This is a genomic window from Salinimicrobium catena (genome assembly GCF_900102915.1).
Lineage (GTDB): Bacteria > Bacteroidota > Bacteroidia > Flavobacteriales > Flavobacteriaceae > Salinimicrobium > Salinimicrobium catena.
Window position 1 is genome coordinate 202,668 of the sequence record NZ_FNGG01000001.1, and the last position, 21,776, is coordinate 224,443.

A 21,776-nucleotide genomic window follows, 5' to 3' on the forward strand; every position below is an offset into this window, starting at 1 on the left:
TTTAAAAATGAACGACGAAATAGATTTTATTCTTGACAGCACAAAGGAGGATATGCAAAAAGCCATTATTCACCTTGAAAAACAACTGGTAAACATTCGCGCAGGTAAAGCGAGCCCGGCGATGCTTGGAAGTGTAAAAGTAGATTACTACGGTGCGCAGACCCCGCTCAACCAGGTGGCCAATGTGAACACGCCAGATGCCAGGACTATTTCAATCCAGCCTTTTGAAAAGAGCCTTATCCAGGCTATCGAAAAAGGCATCATGCAGGCCAATCTTGGCTTCAATCCAATGAACAACGGAGACAACGTGATCATCAACGTGCCGCCTCTTACTGAAGAGCGCCGTAAGGAACTGGCCAAGCAGGCCAAGGCCGAGGCAGAAGAAGCGAAGATCGGGGTGAGAAACGACCGCAAGAATGCCAACCAGGAACTTAAAAAACTGGATATTTCTGAGGACCTTTTAAAAGGTGCCGAAGCCGATGTTCAAAAACTTACTGATTCTTATATCGAGAAGATCGACAAGATCCTTGCGGTGAAAGAAAAAGAGATCATGACAGTGTAATAATGATCTTAACAGATATGAAAAGCGGCTTAAAGCCGCTTTTTTCATTTAAATGCTCAAAAAGCTCCTTTTCAAGCCTTTACTTCTGTGGCTTTTGCGTTAAAAAGTGCTTACCTTTGCAGCCCTTAAAAAACAAGAATGTCCAAATTTTTAAGCTTTGAATTCTGGAACACCGTTGCGCGTACTATTCTGCGGAACAGGATCCTTATCCTTATACTTATTTTTGCCGCCACAGTCTTCCTGGCTTCCCAGTGGAAGAACATGCGTTTTTCCTATACCGAAGCCAACCTCCTGCCCGATGATGACGAAATAAACCTGCAGTACCAGGAATTCCTTGACAAGTTTGGGGAGGAAGGAAACCTGATCGTCATGGCGGTGAATGATCCCTCCCTTTTTACTCCGGAAAAGTTCAAAGCCTGGAACGAACTCGCCCAAGAACTTAAATCCTATCCCGAAGTTGATTTCACGGTATCTATCGCTGATCTGAAAAAACTTGAGAAGTTTGAAGATCCCGGCCGATTTGAAATGGTGCCCTTTATAGCAGAACCAGATCCTGACAGCATTCAGGTCTCGGAGTATCAAAAAGAACTGTTTGACAGCCTACCTTTTTATGAAGGTCTCGTATACAGCAAGAAAAGCAACACGGTGCAATCGGCCATCTACCTAAAAAAGGACATTGTCAATACCGAGATCCGCAGGGATTTTGTGGTTGAGGAATTAATTCCCCTAATCGAGAATTTTGAAGAAGAGAACGACCTCAATGTCTATGTCTCCGGAATGCCTTACATACGCACGCTCAATTCCCAGAACATTATAGACGAAATAGGCTTGTTCATTGGTGCGGCCTTGCTTGTCACCTCCCTGATCTTTTTCTTCTTTTTCAGATCCTTCAGAGCGACCCTCATTTCGATGTTCACGGTCATCATTGGAGTGATGTGGGCCTTTGGGGTACTGGGATTATTACATTACGAGATCACGGTACTTACAGCGATCATTCCGCCGTTGATCATCGTGATAGGGATACCCAACTGTATCTTCCTCATCAACAAATATCAGCAGGAGATCAAGAAGCATGGAAACCAGGCAAAATCCCTTCAACGGGTGATCACCAAGGTGGGAAATGCCACTTTGATGACCAACCTTACGACAGCTTCGGGATTTGCCACATTTATCCTGACCGAAAGTACGCTGCTTAAGGAATTCGGGATCGTGGCCTCCATCAACATCATAGCCATCTTCGTGCTCAGCCTTTTGATCATCCCGATCATTTACAGTTATATGCGCGTTCCCAAGCAAAAGCATTTGAAGCATCTCAACAAAAGATGGATAGGCGGGTTCGTGGACTGGATGGAGCGCATGGTAAGGCACCACAGGATCAGCATCTTCATTATTTCCATCCTCTTGTTGATTGCCAGCATAATTGGGATATACACCATTAGGATCTCGGGAAGCCTGCTGGAAGACATGCCCAAATCTGCCGGGTTCTTTAAAGATATCGAATTCTTTGAAGAAGAATTTGACGGGGTAATGCCGCTGGAGATCCTTATTGACACCCAAAGAGAAAAAGGAGTGATGAAACTCTCCACGCTGAAAAGAATGGAAGAGCTACAGCAGTTACTGGCCGAAGAAGAGGAACTATCAGATCCGCTTTCGGTAGTGAACCTGGTGAAATATTCCAAACAGGCTTATTACAACGGTAACCCGAAATATTACCAGCTGCCAACCTCCCAGGAACAGAACTTCATTCTTCCTTACGCTAAAGATCTGGGGAGTGACGGCACCAACATTCTGAACACCTACGTGGACAGCACCGGACAATACGCGCGCATGACAACTTTCATGAAGGATATTGGGACCGAGGAGATGGAAAGGATCGAAGAAGCCCTGTGGCCCAAGATCAAAAAGATCTTCCCAGAGGAGCGGTACCAGGTGGAGATGACCGGGAAAGCCCTCATTTTCCAGAAAGGAACCAATTACCTGGTGAAAAACCTGGTGATCTCGCTGAGTCTTGCCATTTTTCTCATAGCCCTGCTCATGGCCTGGATGTTCAAATCCTGGAGAATGATCGTAATTTCATTGGTGCCCAACCTCCTGCCCCTGCTGGTCACCGCAGGAATGATGGGTTATTTAGGTGTACCCATAAAACCCTCGACCATACTTGTATTCAGTATCGCATTCGGGATCTCTGTTGACGATACCATACATTTCCTGGCAAAATACCGCCAGGAGCTAAAGGCGAATAACTGGAAGATAAAAAGATCGGTTTACGCGGCCCTTCGGGAAACCGGGGTCAGTATGTTCTATACTTCAATCGTGCTGTTCTTCGGATTTTCGGTCTTCATGATCAGTAGTTTTGGAGGAACGGTAGCCCTGGGCGGGCTGGTATCAGCCACCTTACTATTCGCCATGTTGTCGAACCTGCTGTTATTGCCGGCACTGTTGCTGTCACTTGAAAAAGAGATCGCCAACAAGGAGGTGCTGAAAGAGCCTGCCATAGATATCATTTCCGAAGAGGATGAGTTTCTGGAGAAAAGAAGAAAAAGAAAAACAAAGTCAAAATAAAGAAGCAAAGACCAGGCGGTTAAAGCCGGGTGCCTAAGTTTTCATTTACTTGCCAAGCTTAAGCGGAAAAATTATCTTTGTTTCCCAAATTAAAAGAAGATGATAAAAGCCAAAGTTGCTGAACTTTTGAACAGCACTCAATATTTGCAGGAAGTACAGGTTAAAGGATGGGTTCGCGCTTTTAGGAGCAACCGATTCATTGCGCTAAATGACGGTTCAACCATTAACAATATCCAGTGCGTGGTTGATTATAAAAATATGAGCGAGGATCTGCTAAAACGAATTACTGTAGGAGCTGCGATCAAAGTGAAAGGAACTTTACATGAGAGCCAGGGAAGCGGTCAAAAAGTGGAGATCCAGGTAACTTCTGTCGACATTCTTGGAGATGCCGATCCTGAAGAGGTGAAATTGACTATACTTTCCCCTAAAAAGCATTCCCTTGAAAAGTTAAGAGAACAAGCTCATTTACGCGTTCGCACCAATACCTTTGGAGCCGTGATGCGTTTACGTTCCAAGCTTTCTTTCGCTGTGCACAGCTATTTTCAGAACAACAACTTCCACTACGTCAACACCCCGATCATTACCGGGAGTGATGCCGAAGGTGCCGGAGAAATGTTCAAAGTGACTTCATTTGACCTTAAGGACATTCCGAAAAATGAAGACGGCAGCATCAATTATAAAGAGGATTTCTTCGGAAAAGAGACCAATCTTACCGTTTCCGGTCAGCTGGAAGCTGAAACCTACGCTTTAGGTTTAGGCCAGGTGTATACTTTTGGTCCTACTTTCAGGGCCGAAAACTCCAATACCTCAAGACACCTTGCGGAATTCTGGATGGTGGAGCCTGAAATGGCCTTCTGCGACCTGGACAAGAACATGGATATAGCCGAAGATTTTATAAAGTACGTTCTAAAATACATTTTAGACAACTGCCAGGACGACCTCGCTTTCCTTGAGCAGCGTCTTGCCAATGAAGACAAGGCTAAACCTGAAGCTGAAAGAAGCCCGATGGCACTTACCGAGAAACTGAGGTTTGTCATCGAGAACAACTTCAAAAGGGTGAGCTACACAGAGGCTATAGAGATCTTGAAGAACTCCAAACCCAACAAAAAGAAAAAATTCAAATACATCATAGAAGAATGGGGTGCCGACCTGCAAAGTGAGCACGAGCGTTACCTTGTTGAAAAGCATTTTAAATGCCCGGTGATCCTGTTCGATTACCCTGCGAACATCAAAGCTTTCTACATGCGTCTTAATGAAGACGGCAAGACGGTTCGCGCCATGGATATCCTCTTTCCGGGAATTGGAGAGATCGTGGGAGGTTCTCAAAGGGAAGAACGTCTTGATGTACTGAAAGAGAAGATGGCAGCACTGGGAATCGATGAAAAAGAGCTCTGGTGGTACCTTGATACCCGAAAATTCGGAACCTGTGTTCACAGTGGGTTCGGACTTGGTTTTGAACGCCTGGTACAGTTCGCTACAGGTATGGGTAACATTCGAGATGTGATCCCGTTCCCGCGTACCCCGCTTAACGCTGAGTTCTAAAAAAATGCTTTCCTAAAGTAGTCATAAAACAATCTGCAAAGTTTTACGTTTGTAGATTGTTTTTTTATTTTTATAGAAACCCCGACAGTCTATGCTGAAGCAGCAGTTAAATTTAAAATTATCCCAGAAGCTTTCCCCGCAGCAGATCCAGTTGATGAAGCTCATCCAACTGCCTACAATGGCATTTGAGCAGCGCATCAAACAGGAAATGGAGGAGAATCCTGCTTTAGAAGGTGGTAAAGAGGAAAAGGATGAGTATGATGAGGATTTCAGCAACGAAGAATACCAGGATGAAGATCCTGGCAACGAATCTATAGAAGCCGAAATTGACGTTGATGAATATCTGAGCGATGACGAGATACCCAGTTACAGGCTTCAGGCGAACAACTACAGTGCAGATGATGAAGACAAGCAGGTGCCCTATGCTTCGGGAACCTCTTTCACCCAATATTTAAAAACTCAGCTAAGTACCCTAAGGCTAAATGAAGCTGAAAAGGAAATAGCAGAGTTTCTCGTAGGAAGTGTTGATGAGAGCGGGTACATAAGACGTACCGTACAGGATATAGTTGACGACCTCGCCTTTACCCAAAACATTTATACCGATGAGAAAACGGTAGAAAGAGTCCTAAAACACGTGCATGAGCTTGACCCTGCAGGAGTGGGAGCGCGTTCCCTTCAGGAGTGCCTTTTGATCCAGCTGGACCGTAAAGAACCTACCAAACAAGTAAGCCTTGCAGCCGATATCATTGAAAAATCCTTTGATCAGTTCAGCAAAAAGCATTATCAAAAGCTGCTTTCCAAGCACGATATTTCCGAAGATGAACTGCGGGACGCCATAGACGTTATTGAACATCTCAATCCAAAACCGGGAGGTGCCTATTCGGGCAACACCCGAATGGTAGAGCATGTGATCCCCGATTTTACCATCAAGATCGTGGACGGGGAACTGGAGCTTAGCCTAAACGGAAGAAATGCACCCGAAATGCATGTATCCAAAGACTACAGTGAAATGCTGAAGGGATACAAAGAGTCCAAGGAAAAATCAAAGGCGCAGAAAGACGCGGTAATGTTCATCAAGCAGAAGCTGGATGCGGCAAAATGGTTCATCGAAGCCATCAAACAGCGGCAAACTACCCTTTTTGTGACTATGAGCGCTATAATGAACTACCAAAAAGAATATTTTCTAACAGGAGATGAGCGCAATCTCAAGCCAATGATCCTTAAGGATATTGCCGATGAGATCGATATGGACGTGTCAACAGTATCAAGAGTGGCTAACAGCAAATATGTGGACACTCCATACGGCACAAAACTCATCAAGGACTTCTTTTCAGAATCCATGAAGAATGACCAGGGTGAAGATGTATCTACGAGAGAGATCAAGAAGATCCTGGAAATGACCATAGAGGATGAAAACAAGAGGAAACCCCTCACCGATGAAAAACTGGCAAAGATGCTAAAAGAAAAAGGCTATCCCATAGCGCGAAGAACGGTTGCCAAATACCGGGAACAACTTGATATTCCCGTAGCCCGTTTACGTAAAGAGATCTGATGAACTTCCTCTTAAAGATCGTTTCTTACCTTTTTCACCCTGTTTGGATGCCATTTGCGGGCACTTTGCTCTATTTTCTTATCTCACCCCGCTTTTTCCCCCTGCCGGTTGTCAAAGCCAAAGTTTTGGCCATTGCGATAATGACTGTTTTCATTCCCATAGTTTTCTTTCTTATGCTAAAAACACTTGGGAAAACTTCCTCTCACTTTCTGAGCGATGTGAGGGAGCGAAAATGGCCCCTGCTGCTCTCGGCCTTTTTAGACCTGCTCATTCTGAAATTCGTACTGGACACCTTTGATTATCCCGAATTATACTTTTTCTTCCTCGGGATCTTTCTTTCCACCCTTACAGCTCTTTTACTGGTCTTCGTAAGGATCAAAGTAAGTCTGCACATGGTAGGCCTCGGCGGAGTATTGGCTTTCCTAATCCTGCTAAGTTTTCACTTTCACCTGAATCTTATCTTTACCATAAGTTTTCTGATCGCTGTCACCGGCTTAACAGCAACTTCGCGGTTGCACTATAAAGCCCATACATCTACGGAACTGGTACTGGGAATTTTGCTGGGAATAGTACCCCAAATCGCTATCGCCCTCGCCTGGCTATAACAGGTAGAACATCAGCCCAACCTGAAAGGTCCTCAGTTCTATTTTTTCACCCTCTACCACCGCGTCTTCATCGAAGAAGGAGTTGAGGCTGTAGTAGAAGTGAAAATTAAAGGTATTGTATCCAAAAGTAAAGGTCGCCCCTAACCGAAAAGGATTAAATTCCGGAACATCTGTCTGCCTGACGGTGTTGCCAGGTTGTTCAAAATTAGACCTGAAGTAGTAAACATATGATGGCCGCAGGCCCGCATAAATACGCCAAAATTTATAAGACTCCGCTGTGGAGGTTCTCCAGCGAAACTGGAGGGGCACATCTACCGACTGGGTAGCAAAACGATTTCGGTCGTAATCCACCCCCTCCCTGTCAAGGATCCTGAAAATGGTCTTTTCAGTTCCCGCTTCTTCGCCAATGAACAAATTTTGGCCGTAGGTATTGATGGACCATCCAAGGCCAAGCCCCAGAGCGATATTTCGTCTTTGGTTAAAAGGGAAATCCCTGATGAAACCCCCATGAAAGCCTCCGGAAAATTGAGGCCCGGTAATATTATCGGGCTTTCCTGCGAGGAGATTATAAGTGAACCCAAGATAGATCTGATCTTCCCTGTAGAGGCTGTCCACAACAGCAGTATCCTCTTCAGCCTGGGCATAGAGACCGAAAGATAAGATTCCGAAGCAAAGCAAGCACATGAGTTGGATCCTGGCCATAGAGAACAGTTTGGAACAAAGATAGGATTTACAAAATTTCTATAAATAAAAAATCCCCTTCTAACAGCGTTAAAAGGGGATAAGTTATAAGTAATGAATAAAGATCTATTCCAGGTTCTGCGATGCTTTACCTGTACGGGTAGTGTAGTTGATCTTAAGCGCTTCCGCTTTTCTCAACTCCTGCTTGATATCTGATACAAGCCCCATATTTGTTTCTTCGTCAACTTTTAATGCAGTGGTAAGAAAAGGAACTAATTCCTCTCTCTTTGCCTCTCTTTCGGCATAAATGAACTGCTGAATTTCACTAACGTCTGCGAAGTTGTCATTCAACTGAATCCTCGCTTCGGTACCAAAATTACTTCTGTATCGTGAACTCGGCTTTCCTGCATAGATGTACATTACCAGATCCTTTTTATCGAGCTTTTCAACCTGATCTGCATAAGGCAATGTATTCTCAACCTTCAGAGTAGTTTCACGCATTGTGGTAGCCACCATGAAGAAGAAAAGAAGCATGAACACAATATCCGGTAAAGATGCCGTGTTTACTGCAGGTAGTTCACTACTCTTTTTCTTTGTGAATTTAGCCATTTGTCAATTTTTAATTCGTTTAGTTACTCTTAGGTTCAGCTTCAGAAAGCTTTTGAGGCCACATGTCTCTAATTTCCTGAATCTGCTCCTTTAATCTCTCCTTATCTCCGCGGTAATTCACATCGTCATAATCGGCTTCCATCTTGGTAAAAGACTTTCCGTACAATCTCTGTGCGGTACGATCACGCAGCTCGTTATACGCAGCCACTAGTTCGTTCTGTACAGCAATGTAGGTACCGTATTCGGTTTGACGGTCATTCACCAACATGATCACCGCCTTTTCAGGGTTGTCTGAAGATTCAGGATCCCTGGCTCCCTGACAATAGTCACAAGCCTCTTCTCCTACTCCACCACCGTTGTCAAGAAAGGCTATTGCAGCTTCCCTTAGTTCACCAAGCTCCATAAGTTCATCTTCAACTAGGAGATCGTTGTTTCGGCTTACAATCACCTGGAAAATGTTCTTTTGCTTAATGACTGGTGGTTCCACTTCTTCTTCCTGCATAGGTGGCAACTTTCGGCTAATACCGCTATCGGTTTCAATAGTGGTGGTCACCAGAAAGAAAATTAAGAGCAAGAAGGCGATATCGGCCATTGAGCCGGCATTTACTTCTGGTGAAGATCGTCTGGCCATAATTTCTCTATTTAATTAGTTTTTTCACCCCTGAGATAACCATCAGCAAGATCGCTGTGATTGCCAGGATGTAAAATGTGATTAATCCGGCACCTACCCAGTGGACCGTGTTTGCTGAGATCACCTCTCCGTCTGTCATTGTCATCTCTGTTCCGCCCGAAACAAGATAGGCTACAACCACTATAAGTATAAATACACCTACAGAAAGTAACGTCTTCTTGATATCACCGGCAAACAGTCCTTTGATCACGTAAACTGCCACCAGCAGGACGATCAAAGCAAAGATGAAGTAAGCCACATAAAGGAATGGAGTTACCACACTCGCCTGCACGCTGGCAGAACTCTCTATAGCCTCATCGCCGGCCATAAGAACTCTTCCCCAAAGGATAAGCCCTATAACTCCGATAACGAGCGCTAGATATTTTAAGATTTTATGTAAGGTCATAATTTTAGTCAGGTATAATTATACTCTTCTTTTGTTCTTGTAGTCTACTAGCATATCGATCAGGGTGATAGAAGCATCCTCCATATCGTTAACGATCCTGTCGATTTTTGCAATGATGTAGTTGTAGAAGATCTGAAGAATAATAGCAACAATCAAACCAAATACTGTAGTAAGAAGTGCTACTTTAATACCTCCCGCAACCAAAGATGGCTGCATATCTCCGGCAGCTTCAATTCTATCGAAGGCCTGGATCATACCAATTACCGTACCCATGAACCCAAGCATAGGAGCAAGAGCGATAAATAGAGATACCCATGATACGTTCTTCTCAAGTTGTCCCATTTGAACACCACCGTAAGCCACAACAGCTTTTTCAGCAGCTTCTGTACTTTCGTCTGCACGATCAAGTCCTTGATAGTAGATAGAAGCAACAGGTCCTTTTGTATTTCTACAAACTTCTTTAGCAGCTTCAATTCCACCTGTGTTCAAGGCATCCTCTACTTCCTGAGCCAATTTCTTTGTATTGGTAGTAGAAAGGTTAAGGTAAATGATTCTTTCAATGGCAATCGCCAAACCAAGGATCAAACACAAAAGAACGATCCCCATAAATCCTGGACCTCCTTCAATAAAACGCTTTTTAAGCTCCTGGTGAAAACCTAAGCTCTCTTCTTCCACTTCCTCTTCGGCAGCAGCCGCCTGATCTTCATCCTGAACGAAGCTTACCACAGAGGCTGGCAAAGCGTTCACGTTATTTGTCGCGTTAACATTTACGGCTCCGAAAACCATAATTGTAGCGATTACCAAAATTGAAAATAATCTTTTCATTACTTTTTTTCTTAATTTAATTAGTTAACGGGTTTAAAGATATAAATATTTATTCAAATAAAAATAACTTGCAGAGAGGAAGGGATTCGAACCCTCGATACGCTTTTGGCGTATACACACTTTCCAGGCGTGCGCCTTCGACCACTCGGCCACCTCTCTAAATGTAAAAAATACCGTTTTATTTAACGGTCCGCCAAATAACGAAAAAAATTATAAGCGGGTCAAGTCTGAACCCTAATTTTTACGTTATCTCTCCCCTCAGAGAGGTCTCAAAAATCGTTTTGAACACTTTTGGCGACAATTCCTTTTCCAGCAGATACATGACTTTTGCCACTGCTGCTTCTGTAGTGATATCTTTTCCTGAGATCACTCCTATTTTTTTTAGTTGTGTACTGGTCTCATACTGCCCCATTGCCACACTCCCTCCAATACACTGCGTCACGTTCACCACTACAATACCTTTTGAAATGGTTTTCTTAATAAGATCCACGAACCACTCTTCTGTTGGCGCGTTCCCACTGCCATAGGTTTCCAGGATTACCCCTTTAAGATCCTCTTTTGCGAAAATATGTTCCAGCAACGACCTGTTGATCCCGGGGAATATCTTTATAAGAGCGATCCTGTCATCCAGCCCCTTATGAAGTTTCATTTTCCTCCTGCGATTGGGCTTCCACAAGGCCTGTTCATTAACCGCCAAATGCACGCCCGATTCCACCAAAGGGGAATAATTGAGAGATGCGAAAGCCTGAAAATGTTCCGCATTGATCTTGGTGGTGCGGTTTCCGCGATACAATTTGTACTCAAAATAAAGCCCTACTTCTGTGATCACAGGCCGACCATGCCTTTGCAGCCCGGCGATCTGTATACTGGTGATGAGATTTTCCTTAGCATCTGTTCTCAGGTCACCAATAGGCAATTGAGAACCGGTGAAAATGATAGGCTTGGAAAGGTTCTCGAACATGAAACTAAGCGCCGATGCACTATAAGACATGGTATCGCTACCGTGAAGCACCACAAACCCGTCATATTTATCGTAATTCTCTTCAATCAGTTCCGCGATCTGAAGCCAGAAAGAGGGACGCATATTGGAAGAATCAATAGGCTTGGAGAAGCTCACCGTCTCAATATTATGCTCCAAAAGTTTAAGTTCAGGGATGTTCTGCAAAAGCTCATCAAAGTTGAAAGCCTTCAGCGCCCCTGTCTCGAAATCTTTTACCATACCAATCGTACCACCGGTATAGATGAGCAGAATATCAGAGCTGGTTTTCATTCAGTGTCTTTTTATTAAGAACAGGATTAGCATACATCAACAGGTAACTGTTCACCTCCAGGGAATTCTTCACATCGATCCTCCTGGTAAGGCGGCGCTCGAACTGCCTTTTTTCCTTCTGAGTATAATGTGCCTCGTAATCATTGGTGCCATTCAAAAGATCGCAGGCAATGAAATTCGCAGGCCACAGGCGGTAATTCTTATAGATCTGTCTGTCGATATACCCTGTAAGAGACTGCAGCTGTTCATTCACCGAGGCGGATTCTTCCTCCAGCTTTTGAAATTCTGAAATGCTGATAGGTTCCCCTGCAGCAATATGGATGCGGCCCTTATGGCCTAAAGCACCTTTAAGAATGGACTTAAAGTCTTCATTGGCTGATTTAATATAGATGGTCTCCATTCGCTTCGCCAGAATCTCCGGCATTTTCAAGACATCTGTTGGATCAAACTCGTAGGAAATGGAAACCGGCACTATCTTCAACTTAGCTAAATATTGCGCTACGGAATCGTCTTTTTTTGCCATCGCCAGCATCTTCAGAACTCCCTGCTGGGTATGATCGTTCCCGTCCTTGGTCCTTCCTTCCCTTTGCGCCATCCATACCGATCTTTTTTCTTCCAGGAGAAGTTCCCTGATGTATTCGGAAAGCTTTTGCGAACTCTTGAGCATCTCCCGTGGAGAAAGCCCTCTTCTCACCAGGAAATTCCTGTTGAGTTTTGACAGGGCAAGCAAAAAGGGCTTTTGCACCAGGTTATCCCCAATGGCTGAAGCGGTCATCTTTAGATCGGCTTCATACAGCACACAGTTGAGCAGCGAAGTGTCCAGTACAATGTCCCGGTGATTGGAAATGTACATGTACGCTTCCTCTTTTTTAAGATGATCAAATCCCGAATAGCTAAGTCCTTCAGAGGTTTTCTCCAGTACCTTCTGCACGGTCCAGTAGATGACCTGGGTCTGGAAATCCCTAATGGAAGTACAGGCAGTCACCTTCTCCTCGATCTTGTCATATTCCATTTCGGGAAAAGTGAACTGCAAAAGAGCCTTTATCATTGGATGTTTTACATAGGCGAGAAGCGCTTCCTGCACTTCGTCATCATTGTAAAACCTTATATCATCGTAATTTGCCACTATTTTTCGCTTATGGTTAGCAAATGAACAAAATTTAAAAGAATTCCCTTCCCTATATTTTAAATATCTCCTTTGAGGTTCTGGTGGTAATTTCGGCTACCTCTTCCTCTGAGACATTATAAACTTCGGCCACCTTTTTCAGCACCTCCACAATGTAAAGGCTCTCATTTCTCTTGCCTCTGTAAGGCACAGGAGCGAGGTAAGGCGCATCTGTCTCCAGCACGATCTCCCTCAATGGGATCTGGTCCAAAAAGGTGTCTATCTTACCATTTTTGAAAGTCACTACTCCCCCAATACCTAGCTTCATATTATAGGACAGAGCTTTTTTGGCCTGTTCAAAAGTGCCGGTGAAACAGTGAAAAATTCCGAAGAGATCCTCGGCCTTCTCCTCCTCCAGTACCTCGAAAACCTCATCAAAAGCATCACGACAGTGAATAACGATGGGCAGCCCATTTTGTTTAGCCATCTTGATCTGTGCCCTGAAAGCTCCTTTTTGGATCTCAAGGGTTGATTTATCCCAGTAAAGATCGATCCCCGTCTCTCCTACTGCGTAGAACTTTCGCGACTCCAGCTGCTCTTTTACCAGGGCCAGTTCATCCCGATAGTTTTCCTTCACATGGGTGGGATGCAAACCTGCCATTAAAAAAACATTCTCAGGAAAGGCTTTTTCAAGAGAATACATACCTTCAATGTAAGCAGAGTCAATGGCAGGAATAAAGAACCTTTTTACTCCGGCGGCAATTGCCCGATCAATCATCTCCTCACGATCTTCATCAAAAGCTTCACTATATAGGTGGGTGTGGGTATCTGTAATTGTCATAAAGGCAAAAATAATTTATTTTATACACCTATCTTTGTCAAAAAGAAAAGAATGTCGTCTCTGAAAAAGTTTTTGAAAGAAAAAGGATATAAAAAGATCCCTCTTACCTATACAGCCACCAAGCACCTTGAAGTCAAAGCAAAGATCAATGATATTGAAGGCACATTTATCCTCGACACCGGCGCGTCAAGCTCCTGTGTTGGATTTGAAGCGGTCTCCCATTTCAATCTTTTAGCAGAAGATTCTGATATAAAAGCCGCAGGGGCAGGAGCTACCAATATGATGACCCAGATAGCGCAAAAGAATATCGTTGAGATAAAAGGCTGGAAAAAGAAAAAAGTTGATCTTGTTCTCTTCGACCTGCGCCACGTAAATGACGCACTGGTAAAACACAAAGCCGAAAAAGTACAGGGGATCATCGGGGCTGATATCCTTAAAAAAGGTAAAGCCATCATTGATTACAAATCAATGAACCTTTTCCTGAAATAAACAATAGGGGTTTTCCCCCATACCATTTGGTTCATGCTTTTCGGAACTTTAGGATAACCCAAAAAACCTAAAGCTATGAACTCTTTTAACCACAACCACCACCAGGTATTTCCTGTTATTATCGCACTTGCGGTGATCTTTGTTATTACGCTGAACATTTACACTCTGTTCAGCTATTGATCAAAATTTTTACTTTACGTTAATCAATAAAAAAGGGCAATGATCAAAATCATTGCCCTTTATAGTTTTAGCTACGGAAAGCTTTACAGCTCTAGAGCTCTCTTTACATCGTTATCCATCAGCAATTCTTCAGGATTTTCCAAAGCTTCCTTCACGGCAACAAGGAATCCTACAGATTCTTTCCCGTCGATGATCCTGTGGTCGTAAGAAAGCGCCACATACATGATAGGACGAATCTCCACATGGCCGTCAACGGCCACAGGTCTGTCCACGATGTTGTGCATTCCTAGAATACCGCTCTGTGGTGGGTTAATGATCGGTGTTGACAACATAGAACCAAACACTCCACCATTGGTAATGGTAAAAGTACCTCCCGTCATTTCGTCCACGGTGATCTTACCGTCACGTACTTTAATTGCCAGTCTTTTCACTTCAGCTTCAACAGCTCTAAAGCTCATATTCTCTACATTCCTCATTACCGGCACCATAAGTCCTTTTGGACCTGATACAGCAATGCTGATGTCCTTATAATCGTAAGAGATCTGGTAATCTCCGTCGATCATTGAATTCACAGCCGGGTAAAGGTCAAGAGCCCTTACTACAGCCAGGGTAAAGAAAGACATGAAGCCAAGGCTTACCCCGTGCTTGTCTTTGAACTCATCTTTATACTGCTTACGCAGGGAGAAAATGGCCGACATGTCCACTTCGTTGAAAGTGGTCAACATGGCGGTATCGTTCTTGGCGCTTACCAGTCTTTCTGAAACCTTACGGCGCAGCATTGACATTTTCTTGCGGCTCTCCCCTCTTTTTCCGGTTCCCGGAGTACCCATAGAAGGTTTTGCGTTCATCGCATCTTCTTTGGTAACTCTTCCATCACGCCCGGTTCCGGTAACAGATTTTGCCTCCATACCTTTTTCGTCAAGGATCTTCTTGGCGGCAGGGGAAGGACTTCCGGTCGCGTAAGTTTCCTCTTTCTTGGGAGCCTCCTTAGGTTCTTGTTTTTCTGGAGCAGCTTCTTTTTCAGCTGGCTCTTCTTTTGATTCCTTTGCTTCAGAAGACTTTCCTTCACCTCCCGGTTTAGGCGCATCTGTATCGATCAAACAAACCACCTCTCCAACAGCAACGGCATCTCCTTCTTCTGCCTTCAGGGTGATGATACCGCTTGCTTCAGCAGGAAGTTCCAAGGTTGCCTTGTCACTATCCACTTCGGCGATCGCCTGATCTTTTTCTACATAATCTCCGTCTTCGACCAACCATTGAGCGATTTCAACTTCGGTGATGGATTCTCCCGGAGAAGGGACTTTCATTTCTAAAGCCATGATCTTTTGTTTTTATTGTTTCCGGCACTTGGCCGGGGAATTTTAATTATTACTTTTTATAATGGACTATCTGAACTTTTATCGAATACCGAAGCGATCACTCTCTCATGACGCTTCTTGAATCTCACAGAACTACCTGCGGCCGGAGACCCGTAGAATTTCCTGCTGCACACCCTGAAGTTCTTCGACTCTTCAAAATGCAACAGCAAGTGACTGTAAGCTCCCATGTTCCTAGGCTCTTCCTGGGCCCACACAATGTCATCGGCATTGGTGTATTTCTCCATTACCTTTTTGATCTGTTCTGTAGGCAACGGGAATAACTGCTCGATCCTTACCAGGGCAACATCCTCACGGTTTTCCTCTTCCCTGCGCTCCAGCAGATCATAGTAGAATTTCCCGGTACAAAATACCAAAGATGTTACTTTTTCTACAGAAGCAGTTTCGTCATCCAGTAAAGGCTGGAACGTGCCGTTCGCAAATTCTTCTTTTGTAGACACCACTTTTGGATGTCTCAGCAAACTTTTTGGAGTGAAAACAATAAGAGGTTTTCTATAGTTCACTTTCATTTGCCTTCTCAACAGGTGGAACATGTTGGCAGGTGTGGTCACATCGGCCACGAACATGTTATCCTTGGCACAAAGCTGCAGGTATCTTTCCATTCTGGCAGAAGAGTGTTCCGCACCCTGGCCTTCATAGCCATGTGGCAGTAACATAACCAACCCATTTTGCAGCTTCCATTTATCTTCAGCTGCGGAAATATACTGATCTATCATGATCTGGGCTCCGTTACTGAAATCCCCGAACTGAGCCTCCCAGATGGTAAGAGATTTAGGGCTTGCCATAGCGTACCCATAATCAAACCCGACTACTCCATACTCTGAAAGCAAGGAGTTATAGATCTGGAAGTCGCCTTCAGATCCTTTAATGTGATTCAAAAGAACCACTTCTTCTTCACTGTCTTCAACTTTCACAACAGCATGCCTGTGAGAGAACGTTCCACGCTCTACATCCTGCCCGCTCATTCTCACAAAATAGCCTTCCTTAAGAAGGGTTCCGTAGGCTAGTAATTCGGCCATAGCCCAATCTAGGCTGTTGTTTTCAAAAAACATCTTATGACGCTGGTCGATAAGTTTCTGGATCTTTCGCAGGAACTTTTTGTCCTCTGGAAGTTTCGTGATCACATCGGCCACCTCAGTAAGCATCTCCATGGGCACGGTGGTGTCCACATCTTCCATCATCCTGGTCTCATCCACATGCTCAAACCCTTCCCATTCATCCTGCATGAAAGGCGTGATCCTGGTAGTCTCTTCTTTTCGGGAATCCTCCAGGTTCTCTTCCAACTTGGCTTTATATTCTTCTTCCAGCTTCGCCACATGATCCTCTCCAATAATACCTTGCTCTTTTAGCTTTTCGGCATAAATGTCACGAGGGTTCTTATGCGAGCTGATCGCTTTATACAATTTAGGCTGGGTGAACCTTGGCTCATCCCCTTCGTTGTGCCCGTATTTTCTATACCCCAGAAGATCAATGAAAACATCTCTCCCAAAGGTCATTCTAAAATCAAGCGCGAACAACACAGCGTGAACAACTGCCTCTGCATCATCGGCATTGACGTGCAGCACCGGTGACAAGGTCACTTTTGCCACGTCTGTACAATAGGTCGAAGAACGACCGTCAAGGTAATTCGTAGTGAAACCTACCTGGTTGTTCACCACAATATGCACGGTTCCCCCTGTTTTATAACCATCCAGCTGAGCCATCTGCACGATCTCATACACAAGCCCCTGGCCAGATATCGCGGCATCTCCATGCACGATGATAGGAAGCACGTTCTGAATGTTTTCCTTATAATGACGATCCTGCTTTCCACGTGCAATACCTTCTACTACAGCTCCCACTGTTTCCAGGTGAGAAGGGTTGGGAGCGATGTTGATATTGATCTCTTTCCCGTGATCGGTTTTTCGGCATGAGGTCCATCCCAGGTGATATTTCACATCCCCGTCAAAAATATCCTGCTCGTAATCTTTTCCGTCAAATTCACTGAAGATGTCTTTGGCGCTCTTTCCGAAGATATTGGTAAGGGTACTCAAACGTCCTCGGTGTGCCATCCCCATCACGAAGTCTTTCACTCCAAGGTCGGCAGCTTTTTCAATAAGGGCGTCCAAGGCGGGAATAAGGCTCTCCCCTCCTTCCAGAGAGAAACGCTTTTGCCCCACGTATTTTGTATGAAGGAAGTTCTCAAAAGAAACCGCCTCATTCAGCTTTTTAAGAATGTGTTTTTTCTGCTCGGCATCAAACTTTGGCTGATTTTCATTGATGTTCAGCTTGTTCTGTATCCATTGTATCTCTTCCGGCTTTCGAATATACATATATTCAATACCGATGGAATCACAATAAACCTTTTCCAGGTGAACGATGATCTCCTTCAGCGTAGCAGGCCCTATGCCCAGGATCTCTCCCGCATTAAAGGTAGTATCAAGGTCACTTTGCCCTAATCCGAAATTCTGAATATCTAAAGTAGGGCTGTATTTTCTTCTGGCACGAACCGGGTTGGTCCTGGTAAAAAGGTGACCCCGTGTGCGATAACCTTCGATCAACTTAACTACCTGGAATTCTTTAATCACAGGCTCTGGGATCTCAACTGCATCTCCGTTCTGTGGATGTTCGAACACAGCCTGCCCGTTAGAGGCATTTTCCATTCCAAAGTCAAAGCCCTGGAAAAAAGCCCTCCAGCTGGGTTCTACACTATCGGGATATTGTAAATACTGGTCATATAGTTCAGCAAAATATGCTGTATGTGCGGCATTTAAAAATGAAAATTTATCCATAAGGTGAAACTACTGTTTCTTTTTTTTAAAACTCTACAAAAGTACAATTTTTAAAAAAGATAAAGAGATCCAATTCCTATATTTATCCCTCAACTTAAAACAATTTTAACAATATGATCCTCCAGTTATTCAAGGGAAAACGTTTTTTATTTTTCATAATATTATGCTTAAGCACTCATTCTTATGTTTTTGCACAAACTGAAATGAGTCGGGAAAATTCCCGCTTTTTAGATAATGTGCGTTTTGGAGGAAGCCTGGGCTTGAGTTTCAGCGACAACGCCTTTAGCGCGTTTCTTGCCCCAAAGGCAGTTTACGACTTCAATAATTTGGCCTCTGCCGGGATAGGGATCGCCGGCACTTACACCAATGCCGATAATTATTCGGCTCATTCCATTTCCGGAAGTCTTATTGGGCTATTGAGGCCGATCCAAAATATTCAGCTTTCCGCAGAGTTTGAAGAGAATTACGTTTCCCGAAGCTGGGAGCTGGAAGGCGCTAATAGAAAGGATTCTTATTGGTATCCCGCCCTGTTTCTGGGCGCAGGCTACACCACCGGACCTGTAACGGTCGGCATCAGGTACGATGTTTTATATGATGATGAAAAAAGCATTTACGGCAGCGCGTTAATGCCTTTTATCAGCGTCTATTTCTAAACTTCCCGGTCCATAAGGCCCTGTCCGAAATTGCGGAGCAGGGCCTTTTTTTCTTCTGAGATCTCCAGCTCCTCAAGCACCTGAAATGCCTTTTCAGTATACTTTTCGATCTCCCTGCGGGTAAGTTCTGCCGCACCGCTGCTCTCAAAAAGGCTTTTTACGGTCTCCACCTTTGCACCGGCATCGGGCGGATTGATAGAGTACAAATGCTCCAGCTGTAAGGCCACTTTGGCCGCCGCGGTATCTAAAGTGGTGAGATATAAAAAGGTCTTCTTGTTCTCAATAATGTCGCCACCCACCTGTTTTCCGAAGGTCTCAGGATCTCCAAAAGCATCCAAATAGTCGTCCTGCAACTGGAAAGCTATCCCCAGCAACCTTCCGTATTCGTAGATCCTTTTCTTATTTTCTTCGGAAGCGCCCGCCACTATGGCTCCCATTTGCAGAGAAGCACCCACTAAAACCGCCGTTTTGTATTCTATCATTTTGAGATACTCCTGAATGGTAACATCTTCGCGCGTTTCAAAATTCATGTCATACTGCTGCCCTTCGCAGACCTCGATCGCTGTTTTTGAAAAGAGCTTGGCCAGCTCCCTGAAGGTTTCTCCTTCATAATTCTCGAACAGCTGGTAAGCCTTGATGAGCATGGCATCTCCCGAAAGGATGCCGGTGTTCACATCCCATTTCTCATGCACGGTCTTTTTCCCCCTGCGCAGGGGCGCATCATCCATAATATCATCATGCACCAGGGAGAAATTATGAAAGATCTCAATGGCCAGGGCCGAATCAAGCGCCTTTTTTGGATCACTCCCAAAGATCTCGGCAGCCATCAACACCAGTACAGGCCTCACCCGTTTTCCTCCCAGCCCAAGGATGTAGATCATGGGATCGTAGAGGTTTGCAGGCTCTTTGGTCTTCACTTTTTCTGAAAGATATTGCACGAATTCTTCCCTGTACCAGTCAATGGAATGCATAAATCGAATTTTCGGCTAAAATACCAAAATCAGCAGGAAAAACCGGTCTTTTGAAAATGGGAATTTCCGAAGTAAAAAACTTTGGAAACTTTTATTGTTTTAAAAGTTTCCTATAGTATCTTTGCAGCCTCAAAATTTTAGAAAGTGAAAGAAAGTATTCTTAGCAAAGCTGCCGAAAAGTTCCTCAGCCTGGGCGTTAAAAGCGTGACCATGGATGAGATCGCGGCAGACCTCGGAATATCCAAAAAGACGATCTACGCGCATTTTGCCACCAAGACCAAGCTGGTGGAGGCAACCGCCCTGTACGTCTTTGAGAATATTTCTGAAGGGATAAAAGAAATAAGAGAGGAGCAGAGTGATCCCATTGTTGAGATGTATAACATCAAGAATTTCGCCTGCCAGCATTTAAAGAACGAAAGGTCCAGCCCGCAGTTTCAGCTGCAAAAGTATTATCCTAAGGTCTACAGCACCATTACCGGGAAGCAGCAACAACTCCTGGAAGGCCAGATCAAAGAAAACCTTGAAAGGGGGATCGCTTTAGGGATCTACCGCAAAGACCTTCCGGTAGAGTTCATCAGCAGGATCTATTTTGTGGGAATGCTGGGAATAAAGGATCGGGATCTTTTCCCGGAATCTGAATATTCCACGGCCGAGCTTATCGAGAAACACCTGGAGTATCACCTAAGGGCCATCGTGACGCCGGAAGGCCTGGCTACTCTCAACGAACTTTTAAACACCAACACTCAAAAATGAAATATTTAAGCAGTATCATATTCGGGTTCTTATGGATGGGGCTTTCGGCACAAACTCCGCAGGAAACCCTCTCGCTGTCCCTGGAAGAAGCGATAGCTTTGGGGCTGGGGAACAATTACAGCTCGATCAGATCTGAGAAGGAAGTGGAAAAGGCCCTGAAGCAGAAATGGGAGATCATTTCCCAGGGTTTACCGCAGATCTCGGGTGACGTTGATTATCAGAACTTCCTAAAACAGCCGGTAACGATCATTCCCGGCGAGATCGCGGGAGGAGAACCGGGTACTTTTGTTCCGGTGCGGTTTGGAACCAAACAGAACCTCAACGGTACCGCCACCTGGAATCAACTTATTTTTGACGGTTCCTATATAGTAGGAGTACAATCGGCCCGCACCCTTTTGCAGATCTCCAAAAATGCGAAGGTCAAGACTGACCTCGAAGTGAGGAAAGCCGTGATCAATGCCTACGGAAATGTGCTCATGGCTGAGGAAAGTGTGGAGATCCTTCAGAATAACCTCGAAAACGTCGAAAAGAACCTGAGTGACACCCAGAAAATATATGAGAACGGGCTCGCAGAAGAAGAGGATGTAGAACAGCTGAAGATCACCCGCCTGGGCATTGAGAACAATCTTAATCGCAGCGTGCGCATGCTGGACATCGCGTACCAGGTGCTCAACATGGCTTTGGGCATTCCGGTAGAAAAACCGGTCACTCTCACTGAAGATCTGGACAACCTTGCAGTGCAGTTCATAGACCTGCAGGTTCTGGAAAAGTCCATACCTGTTGAAGAGAACATTGATGTGAGGATCGCGGCGAACACCGCCGAAGCTGCGAACATTTACGTGCGGCTTGAAAAGGCAAAAGCTTTACCTACCCTTAACGGTTTCCTCAACTATGGGGTAGCCGGATATAGTGACGACTTTACCTTTTTTGACGAGGAACAGGAGTATTTCGGACAATCGATCTTAGGATTGAGCCTTAACATTCCCATTTTTAGCAGTGGAATGCGCAGTTCCAGAACCAAACAGAAGGAACTGGAATATGAACAGGCCCTGCTTGACCTGGAAGAAACCAAAAACCAGATAAGGCTGGAGATCAAATCGGCCAAATCGAATTACCGCTACAGCCTGGAAAACTATCAGGCGCAGCAGGAAAACCTTCAGCTGGCCGAAAGGATCGAGAACAAGAACCAGATAAAGTTCTTCGAGGGCCTTGCCAGCAGTTTCGAACTAAGCGAGGCGCAAAGGCAACTTTACGCTGCTCAGCAAAGTCTGCTCGAGGCCATGCTTGAAGTGATCAACGCAAAAGTTGAGCTGGAGAACATCCTTGACACCACCCATTATTCCGAAGAATAGA

General features: G+C 44.6%; 20 protein-coding genes and 1 tRNA gene. 9 read left to right on the forward strand and 12 right to left on the reverse strand.

The window, feature by feature from the left end:
- Positions 1 to 7 precede the first annotated feature (7 nt).
- The 5 genes from frr (at position 8) to BLS64_RS00950 (ending at position 6,823) form a co-directional block, all read left to right on the forward strand.
- On the forward strand, positions 8 to 562 hold the full coding sequence (gene frr / locus BLS64_RS00930; RefSeq protein ID WP_093110828.1) for a ribosome recycling factor: 555 nt from the start codon (positions 8 to 10) through the stop codon (positions 560 to 562).
- A 138-nt stretch (positions 563 to 700) separates the two neighbouring features.
- Positions 701 to 3,124 carry an efflux RND transporter permease subunit gene (locus BLS64_RS00935; protein WP_093110830.1) on the forward strand — a complete coding sequence of 808 codons (2,424 nt, stop codon included), beginning with the start codon at positions 701 to 703 and terminating at the stop codon, positions 3,122 to 3,124.
- A 99-nt stretch (positions 3,125 to 3,223) separates the two neighbouring features.
- A complete protein-coding gene (asnS, locus tag BLS64_RS00940) occupies positions 3,224 to 4,666 on the forward strand; it encodes an asparagine--tRNA ligase (RefSeq protein ID WP_093110832.1) in 1,443 nt (480 codons plus the stop codon).
- Between the two features lie 91 nt (positions 4,667 to 4,757).
- Positions 4,758 to 6,218, forward strand: coding sequence for an RNA polymerase factor sigma-54 (gene rpoN, locus BLS64_RS00945; protein WP_093110834.1), 1,461 nt, complete (start codon positions 4,758 to 4,760; stop codon positions 6,216 to 6,218).
- Positions 6,218 to 6,823 (forward strand): hypothetical protein, encoded by a 606-nt coding sequence (locus BLS64_RS00950; RefSeq protein WP_093110836.1) that lies wholly within the window; start codon positions 6,218 to 6,220, stop codon positions 6,821 to 6,823. Before rpoN ends, BLS64_RS00950 begins: the two co-directional genes overlap by 1 nt.
- Here BLS64_RS00950 and BLS64_RS00955 read toward each other — a convergent pair.
- The 9 genes from BLS64_RS00955 to BLS64_RS00995 all read right to left on the reverse strand — a co-directional run bounded on the left by BLS64_RS00955 (position 6,818) and on the right by BLS64_RS00995 (position 13,230).
- Positions 6,818 to 7,525: a porin family protein gene (locus tag BLS64_RS00955; RefSeq protein WP_093110838.1), complete on the reverse strand. Its 708-nt coding sequence runs from the start codon at positions 7,523 to 7,525 to the stop codon at positions 6,818 to 6,820. The two genes, BLS64_RS00950 and BLS64_RS00955, sit on opposite strands and share 6 nt — an antisense overlap.
- A 105-nt stretch (positions 7,526 to 7,630) precedes the next feature.
- Positions 7,631 to 8,113, reverse strand: coding sequence for an ExbD/TolR family protein (locus BLS64_RS00960; protein WP_093110840.1), 483 nt, complete (start codon positions 8,111 to 8,113; stop codon positions 7,631 to 7,633).
- A gap of 19 nt (positions 8,114 to 8,132) precedes the next feature.
- Entirely contained in the window at positions 8,133 to 8,744 is a 612-nt protein-coding gene (locus tag BLS64_RS00965) for an ExbD/TolR family protein (RefSeq protein ID WP_093110842.1), read from the reverse strand.
- Between the two features lie 7 nt (positions 8,745 to 8,751).
- On the reverse strand, positions 8,752 to 9,189 hold the full coding sequence (locus tag BLS64_RS00970) for a hypothetical protein (RefSeq protein ID WP_093110845.1): 438 nt from the start codon (positions 9,187 to 9,189) through the stop codon (positions 8,752 to 8,754).
- A gap of 18 nt (positions 9,190 to 9,207) precedes the next feature.
- A complete protein-coding gene (locus tag BLS64_RS00975; protein ID WP_093110847.1) occupies positions 9,208 to 10,014 on the reverse strand; it encodes a MotA/TolQ/ExbB proton channel family protein in 807 nt (268 codons plus the stop codon).
- A 71-nt stretch (positions 10,015 to 10,085) separates the two neighbouring features.
- Positions 10,086 to 10,173, reverse strand: a tRNA-Ser gene (locus BLS64_RS00980).
- 82 nt (positions 10,174 to 10,255) lie between these two features.
- Positions 10,256 to 11,284: an asparaginase gene (locus BLS64_RS00985; protein ID WP_093110849.1), complete on the reverse strand. Its 1,029-nt coding sequence runs from the start codon at positions 11,282 to 11,284 to the stop codon at positions 10,256 to 10,258.
- Positions 11,268 to 12,410 carry a 1-acyl-sn-glycerol-3-phosphate acyltransferase gene (locus BLS64_RS00990; RefSeq protein ID WP_093110851.1) on the reverse strand — a complete coding sequence of 381 codons (1,143 nt, stop codon included), beginning with the start codon at positions 12,408 to 12,410 and terminating at the stop codon, positions 11,268 to 11,270. Before BLS64_RS00990 ends, BLS64_RS00985 begins: the two co-directional genes overlap by 17 nt.
- 52 nt (positions 12,411 to 12,462) lie before the next feature.
- Positions 12,463 to 13,230, reverse strand: coding sequence for a TatD family hydrolase (locus BLS64_RS00995; RefSeq protein ID WP_093110853.1), 768 nt, complete (start codon positions 13,228 to 13,230; stop codon positions 12,463 to 12,465).
- A 51-nt stretch (positions 13,231 to 13,281) separates the two neighbouring features.
- Here BLS64_RS00995 and BLS64_RS01000 point away from each other — a divergent pair, with 51 nt between their 5' ends.
- A complete protein-coding gene (locus BLS64_RS01000; RefSeq protein ID WP_093110855.1) occupies positions 13,282 to 13,719 on the forward strand; it encodes a retropepsin-like aspartic protease in 438 nt (145 codons plus the stop codon).
- A 263-nt stretch (positions 13,720 to 13,982) separates the two neighbouring features.
- On the opposite strand, the gene odhB is transcribed toward BLS64_RS01000, so the two are convergent.
- Entirely contained in the window at positions 13,983 to 15,218 is a 1,236-nt protein-coding gene (odhB, locus tag BLS64_RS01005) for a 2-oxoglutarate dehydrogenase complex dihydrolipoyllysine-residue succinyltransferase (protein WP_093110857.1), read from the reverse strand.
- A gap of 56 nt (positions 15,219 to 15,274) precedes the next feature.
- The gene (locus BLS64_RS01010) at positions 15,275 to 18,046 is read right to left on the reverse strand and encodes a 2-oxoglutarate dehydrogenase E1 component (RefSeq protein WP_093110859.1); all 2,772 of its coding nucleotides are present in this window, start codon (positions 18,044 to 18,046) and stop codon (positions 15,275 to 15,277) included.
- Between the two features lie 203 nt (positions 18,047 to 18,249).
- On the opposite strand from BLS64_RS01010, the gene BLS64_RS01015 reads away from it, so the two are divergent.
- Positions 18,250 to 18,699 carry a hypothetical protein gene (locus BLS64_RS01015; protein ID WP_093112211.1) on the forward strand — a complete coding sequence of 150 codons (450 nt, stop codon included), beginning with the start codon at positions 18,250 to 18,252 and terminating at the stop codon, positions 18,697 to 18,699.
- Here the strand turns inward: BLS64_RS01015 and BLS64_RS01020 are convergent.
- Positions 18,696 to 19,670 carry a polyprenyl synthetase family protein gene (locus tag BLS64_RS01020; protein ID WP_093110861.1) on the reverse strand — a complete coding sequence of 325 codons (975 nt, stop codon included), beginning with the start codon at positions 19,668 to 19,670 and terminating at the stop codon, positions 18,696 to 18,698. The genes BLS64_RS01015 and BLS64_RS01020 overlap by 4 nt on opposite strands.
- 144 nt (positions 19,671 to 19,814) lie before the next feature.
- On the opposite strand from BLS64_RS01020, the gene BLS64_RS01025 reads away from it, so the two are divergent.
- Together BLS64_RS01025 and BLS64_RS01030 are read left to right on the forward strand one after the other, a co-directional pair.
- Positions 19,815 to 20,423 (forward strand): TetR/AcrR family transcriptional regulator, encoded by a 609-nt coding sequence (locus BLS64_RS01025; RefSeq protein ID WP_093110863.1) that lies wholly within the window; start codon positions 19,815 to 19,817, stop codon positions 20,421 to 20,423.
- Complete coding sequence (locus tag BLS64_RS01030) at positions 20,420 to 21,775, forward strand: TolC family protein (RefSeq protein WP_093110865.1); 1,356 nt, start codon at positions 20,420 to 20,422, stop codon at positions 21,773 to 21,775. The genes BLS64_RS01025 and BLS64_RS01030 overlap by 4 nt, the downstream gene beginning before the upstream one ends.
- The last annotated feature ends 1 nt before the right edge of the window (position 21,776 follow it).

Excerpts from the sequence above, each read along its gene's own strand:
- BLS64_RS00975 (WP_093110847.1), bottom strand. The coding sequence starts at position 10,014 with ATGAAAAGATTATTTTCAATTTTGGTAATCGCTACAATTATGGTTTTC.
- BLS64_RS01015 (WP_093112211.1), top strand. The coding sequence starts at position 18,250 with ATGAGTCGGGAAAATTCCCGCTTTTTAGATAATGTGCGTTTTGGAGGA.
- BLS64_RS00965 (WP_093110842.1), bottom strand. The coding sequence starts at position 8,744 with ATGGCCAGACGATCTTCACCAGAAGTAAATGCCGGCTCAATGGCCGAT.
- BLS64_RS00950 (WP_093110836.1), top strand. The coding sequence starts at position 6,218 with ATGAACTTCCTCTTAAAGATCGTTTCTTACCTTTTTCACCCTGTTTGG.
- BLS64_RS01030 (WP_093110865.1), top strand. The coding sequence starts at position 20,420 with ATGAAATATTTAAGCAGTATCATATTCGGGTTCTTATGGATGGGGCTT.
- BLS64_RS00970 (WP_093110845.1), bottom strand. The coding sequence starts at position 9,189 with ATGACCTTACATAAAATCTTAAAATATCTAGCGCTCGTTATCGGAGTT.
- BLS64_RS00985 (WP_093110849.1), bottom strand. The coding sequence starts at position 11,284 with ATGAAAACCAGCTCTGATATTCTGCTCATCTATACCGGTGGTACGATT.
- BLS64_RS00935 (WP_093110830.1), top strand. The coding sequence starts at position 701 with ATGTCCAAATTTTTAAGCTTTGAATTCTGGAACACCGTTGCGCGTACT.
- BLS64_RS01000 (WP_093110855.1), top strand. The coding sequence starts at position 13,282 with ATGTCGTCTCTGAAAAAGTTTTTGAAAGAAAAAGGATATAAAAAGATC.
- asnS (WP_093110832.1), top strand. The coding sequence starts at position 3,224 with ATGATAAAAGCCAAAGTTGCTGAACTTTTGAACAGCACTCAATATTTG.
- frr (WP_093110828.1), top strand. The coding sequence starts at position 8 with ATGAACGACGAAATAGATTTTATTCTTGACAGCACAAAGGAGGATATG.
- BLS64_RS01020 (WP_093110861.1), bottom strand. The coding sequence starts at position 19,670 with ATGCATTCCATTGACTGGTACAGGGAAGAATTCGTGCAATATCTTTCA.
- BLS64_RS00955 (WP_093110838.1), bottom strand. The coding sequence starts at position 7,525 with ATGGCCAGGATCCAACTCATGTGCTTGCTTTGCTTCGGAATCTTATCT.
- odhB (WP_093110857.1), bottom strand. The coding sequence starts at position 15,218 with ATGGCTTTAGAAATGAAAGTCCCTTCTCCGGGAGAATCCATCACCGAA.
- BLS64_RS00995 (WP_093110853.1), bottom strand. The coding sequence starts at position 13,230 with ATGACAATTACAGATACCCACACCCACCTATATAGTGAAGCTTTTGAT.
- BLS64_RS01010 (WP_093110859.1), bottom strand. The coding sequence starts at position 18,046 with ATGGATAAATTTTCATTTTTAAATGCCGCACATACAGCATATTTTGCT.
- BLS64_RS00960 (WP_093110840.1), bottom strand. The coding sequence starts at position 8,113 with ATGGCTAAATTCACAAAGAAAAAGAGTAGTGAACTACCTGCAGTAAAC.
- rpoN (WP_093110834.1), top strand. The coding sequence starts at position 4,758 with ATGCTGAAGCAGCAGTTAAATTTAAAATTATCCCAGAAGCTTTCCCCG.